The 4,553-nt window shown below is 62.0% G+C and carries 2 protein-coding genes and 3 pseudogenes; 3 read left to right on the top strand and 2 right to left on the bottom strand.

What is annotated here, in order from left to right:
* A pseudogene (locus tag ACWCQK_RS42035) lies at positions 1 to 78 on the bottom strand (IS5/IS1182 family transposase); the annotation flags it as partial.
* 114 nt (positions 79 to 192) lie between these two features.
* On the opposite strand from ACWCQK_RS42035, the pseudogene ACWCQK_RS42030 reads away from it, so the two are divergent.
* Positions 193 to 442 (top strand): annotated as a pseudogene (locus tag ACWCQK_RS42030) (transposase); the annotation flags it as partial.
* 883 nt (positions 443 to 1,325) lie between these two features.
* Here the strand turns inward: ACWCQK_RS42030 and ACWCQK_RS42025 are convergent.
* Positions 1,326 to 2,996 (bottom strand): protein kinase domain-containing protein, encoded by a 1,671-nt coding sequence (locus ACWCQK_RS42025; RefSeq protein ID WP_451164515.1) that lies wholly within the window; start codon positions 2,994 to 2,996, stop codon positions 1,326 to 1,328.
* Positions 2,997 to 3,318: 322 nt separating this feature from the next.
* Here ACWCQK_RS42025 and ACWCQK_RS42020 point away from each other — a divergent pair.
* Both ACWCQK_RS42020 and ACWCQK_RS42015 read left to right on the top strand, forming a co-directional pair.
* Positions 3,319 to 3,633, top strand: a pseudogene (locus ACWCQK_RS42020) (transposase family protein); the annotation flags it as partial.
* Positions 3,634 to 3,793: 160 nt separating this feature from the next.
* Entirely contained in the window at positions 3,794 to 4,414 is a 621-nt protein-coding gene (locus ACWCQK_RS42015; RefSeq protein WP_451164513.1) for an ISAs1 family transposase, read from the top strand.
* The last annotated feature ends 139 nt before the right edge of the window (positions 4,415 to 4,553 follow it).

The raw sequence follows: 4,553 nt of genomic DNA, 5'->3' as shown, positions 1-4,553 counted from the left end.
CTCACACATGACGATGAGTATGGTCACCCACTCCACAAGCGCATGCGGCAAGTCGAGTGCGGCAGGATAGATAACCAACGAGGCCCCCGAGCAGCATGGTTGAGACGTCAGACATCTCGATCAACAGCTCGGGGGCCTCGCATGCTGCGCCCCTGGGCCATCACCCGATCGATGGCCAACTCGAAGAAACTCATTGACACCCATGACTGGATCACCTACTGCTTCCTACCGGCCTATGCGCCCGATCTCAACCCTGTCGAGGGCATCTGGGCACTGCTGCGACGCAGCAGCCAGGCCAACACCGCCTTCACCGACCCCCGCCCACCTGATGCGCGTGCTTCGGCACGGTCTCCACCAGATCCAGTACCGCAGCAACCTCATCGACGGATGCCTCGCCGAAACCGGTCTCACCTTGACGACACCACGCCAGCAAAGTCAGTAGTTCTGGCCGCGATGCTGTAAATCCCCAGGTCATGCCCGAAGTTAGATGCGGGTGTAGAGGCGACGGAACGAGGCACTGTACGCCGACACCAAGAGACGTGTTCTACTCATGTGAGGCGTCGAGCATGGAAGATACGCACCTAATAAAGTCCCCCACGCCGATGGCGTGTTGAGTGAGATTGCCGCACCATCGACGGAGGGATTCGCTACATATCAACCTACCTGACTAGCAGAGGCTAGCTGAGGGTCGCGTCCGTGGCAGCGGTAAATAAAGTGCACAGATGCCGTCCGCGATGATGGGGAGAGTATTTCCATCGTGGCGGTGGCGTCATAGGTGCCACGTCCGTGGAATGTCCATCGCATGGGAAGCAGAATATACTTCTGTCCACGTGCCGCCGACTGGCGCAGCGTTCCTGAGTTTGTTCCGTCGCTGCGCATCCATCGGTAGCGGATGGTTCCTGAACCGCCGTTCGACTGTGCCCGTGCGCTGATTCGAGCTATTCCTTCGCATGGCACCACGAGACGGTCTGCGGCCACCGTAAGATTAGTGACTTCGAGGTCTGGTTCGAAGGACGACCAAACTAGATATCCAGCTACGGCCAAAACGAGAGTTGTCCCGGCCCATCCGCGCTTGCGGCGACGATATCTCACTGTCTTTCGACGAGGCACCTGTGCCTGCGCATAGGCTGCGGAAAGTGCCTCACTGGTGTCATCGTCATTGAACCGGCGTGTCGCGACTTGCGGTGCTGTGCTATTGACCAGGGCGTCTGCAACGGTGCCGTAGTCGGGATTACTATAGCCTGCGCTTGGCAGACTATTCGGGGATGTGACCTGCCAGTGCGTGGACAGATATTCTGGTTCATCTCCATGCGGACCGTATTGCTTCATAACAGGTCCTTCCCTATCGAGCCGTCTACTCCCTTAGGCTTCGGGAAACTGCAGGCGGGGCTTACTGTGTCGCGATAATAACTACCGGGCATTCGCCCGGGCGAAGTGGTGGTGTTCAGCCCCAGATAGGCATGAAGGCACAAGGAATCGCTGAACGTGTGTTGGACGGTTATCTCGTAGCTGGTGCGACCTCTGAGGTTGAGTGTCTGGGCTTCCCCGTCCTGGATCTCTGCGATGCCAGGTCTGTTGCTGCCGTACCAGTTCAGTGTGAGTTTGACAGGATCTGAGCTGGGAGCTGTGATCCGGATGACGGCCGAAGCGGTCTGGTTCGAGACCGCATTCAGATGGACATTCTCAATGGTCGGAGCTGTCATAGTGGTCGGGACAGGCAGCGGGGTGCCGGTCTTGGTCGGCGAAGCGGCTGCTGACTGGGGAGACTGGGGCGCGGGTGCCGTCCCCGAAGACGCAGTAGGCGTAGACGCACTGCGATCAGGCTTGGCTGTCTTATCGTCAAAAGTGCCCGCGGCGGCGGAAGGCGACCGGGAAGAGAAAGGTGTGGTTGGCGCAGGGGCAGAAGTCAGTTGCTGCTCGGGAGACGGCGAGGTGGCCCGGACTCCTGCTTCGGTGTGATCAGGGCCGTCCGGTGAACTTGATACCGTGGAAAAGAGAGCGACTGCGCTGGTGAGCGTAGCGGCAGCAAGTAGCACGCGGCGCGGATGACGCGCTAGGAGATTCGATTTGCGTCTACGTGGCCCGATAGTCGTGTCAACAAGAGAGGTGGCAGCGTCTGTGGCGCCATGGGTGACCGGCAAGTGAGGTAACAGCAGCAGAAGACAAGCGGCAAGTTCTCGGCGGCCACGTTCTTCCCAGTCATTCCCGTAAGCCGTATTGGCCGTTAGTTCCAGTTCGTCCAGGAATGCTGTGGCTGAGGGTGGCCTGTCTTCCGGATTCTTAGCCATACCCCATGCAATGAGGGAGCGCACAGGCGTGGGTGCTTCGTGAACAGGAACTGGAGCTGACATGTGCTGTGCGGCGATCATGGCGAAATGTTCCGCTCGGAAAGGATATGAGCCTGTCACGCACTCGAAGAAGGTTGCCGTAGCGGCATAGACATCCGCGGAAGGTGAGGCAACTCCTGTCCTCCACTGCTCCGGGGCCATGTACCTAGGGGTTCCGGCGCTGCCCTGTGTACTCCCAGCAGGCACAGAAATACCGAAGTCTGCTAGCTTGGAAGTTCCGTCAGAACTGACTAGTACATTCTCTGGCTTGTAGTCGCGGTGCACGACCCCCGCACTGTGCGCTGCGGCCAGTCCAAGCAGCGAACCTTTGAGTACACAGAGTGCGGCTTCAGCAGACGTCGCCCCCTCTTCCCGCAGAAGGACTCGAAGCGAGGGACCGTTGACCAATTCCATGACGATGGCCGCGCCTTGTGGCGTTTCTACGTAGTCGTACAGACGCACTATGTGGGGGGAACTCAGCGCCCTGAGCAGTGCTGCTTCGGCACGGAAGACTTCGCGGAAAGCCATGTCAGCAGCCAACTGCGAGGTGAGGTATTTGATAGCTACCAGCGAACTGGTCGCCGGATCAACCGCCATGACGACCCGTCCGCTGCCACCAGACCCCAATAGTTGGGTCTCCACGAAGCCGGGCAGAGTCCAGTCACTCACGAGTACTTCCTTCGATATTGATCAATGTCACTGTCGCTCCCATCTTCGCCCCTGACACGGAGCAGGCCTTGAGTAACTCCATCCCAAACTGGTGTGTCTTCTTGCCTGGCTTCCGCAGTGAGCGGGCATACGTGCTCGTGGAAAACAGCTCTGAACTGAGGAAATGGTGAGTGCGTGCCCAGACGGCAGGGCCGCAGGGCTTCGGCATAGTCAGACGGCGCCCGGTTCGTGGTGATCTGCCGGCTCGGCGGCTGGGGAACGTACAGGCACGGGACTTCCAAGATCATGGGTTCTCGACGCCCCGTGATCCGAGTGGAAGACCGTGCCTGCCGCCGCATCAACCCTGATCCCGCCCGCCCCTGACCAGCTGTGCCGGCACCCCGAGGCCGTCCCCGAGGAGGTTCCGGGCCTGCTGGAACGCCTGGCCGAGGTGCCGGATCCGCGCGATCCGCGTGGCGTGCGCCATGCTCTCGCCGCCGTACTCGCCCTCACCGCGTGCGCCGTACTGGCCGGAGCGACATCCCTGCTGGCGGTCGGCGAGTGGATCGCCGACGCCCCCACGCACGTGCTCAACCGGCTCGGCGTCCGCCCTGATCCGCTCCAGCCCCGGCGGTCGCTGCCCTCAGAGACCACCGTCCGCCGGGTGCTGGCCCGCATCGACGGCGACGCACTGGACCAGTCGGTGGGCCACTGGGTCGCCGACCGCCGCCCGAAAGCCTCCGGGCTTCGCGCTCTGGCCGTGGACGGCAAGAGTCTGCGCGGCGCCTCCAGGGCCAAGGGCCAAAAGATCCGCCTTCTTGCCGCCCTCGAGCCCACCACCGGCCGTCCTGGCCCAGCGGGACGTGGGCGAGAAAACGAACGAGGTCACACGGTTCCAGCCACTGCTGGATGCGATCGCGGACCTCGCGGGTCTGGTGATCACCGCCGATGCCCTCCACACCCAGCACGAGCACGCCGAGTACCTCCTGGGCCGCGAGGCCCACTACATCATGATCGCAAAGGGCAACCAGAAGAAGCTGCGCAAACAGCTGAAGTCCCTTCCCTGGAAGGACATCCCCCTCCAGGGACGCATCAAGGCCATCAGCCACGGCCGCTCGGAGATCCGCCGAATCAAGGCCGCCACCGTGAACAACCTGCTCTTCCCCGGAGCCCGCCAAGCCGTCCAGATCAAACGCCGCCGAACCGACCGCAAGACCGGCAAGACCACCGTCAAGACCCTCTACGCGGTCACCAGCCTGACCGCCGAGCAGCCCAGCCCCGCCCGACTCGCGAAGCTGATCAAAGACCACTGGCAAGTCGAGTCCCTGCACCACGTCCGGGACACCTCCTTCACCGAAGACGCCTCCCAGCTGCGGACCGGCAGCGCACCCCGCGCCATGGCCACTTGGCGCAACCTTGCAACGATGGGACTTGTCTAGGGTCCTGTTGGCTGCACGGAAGGAAGCACTCTCCAGGTGAGCAGGCGTATCGGGTTGTACCCGCGTGTCCGCGTCGAGGGCGGTGGCAGAGGGGCGATCTCGCAGGCCGGGGCGGTGCTGCTGGTCGAGACGGTCCGCA

The organism is Streptomyces sp. NPDC002306, from assembly GCF_053593435.1.
Note: the sequence above shows the minus strand (reverse complement) of the source record. Positions and strands in the feature narration are given on the sequence as shown.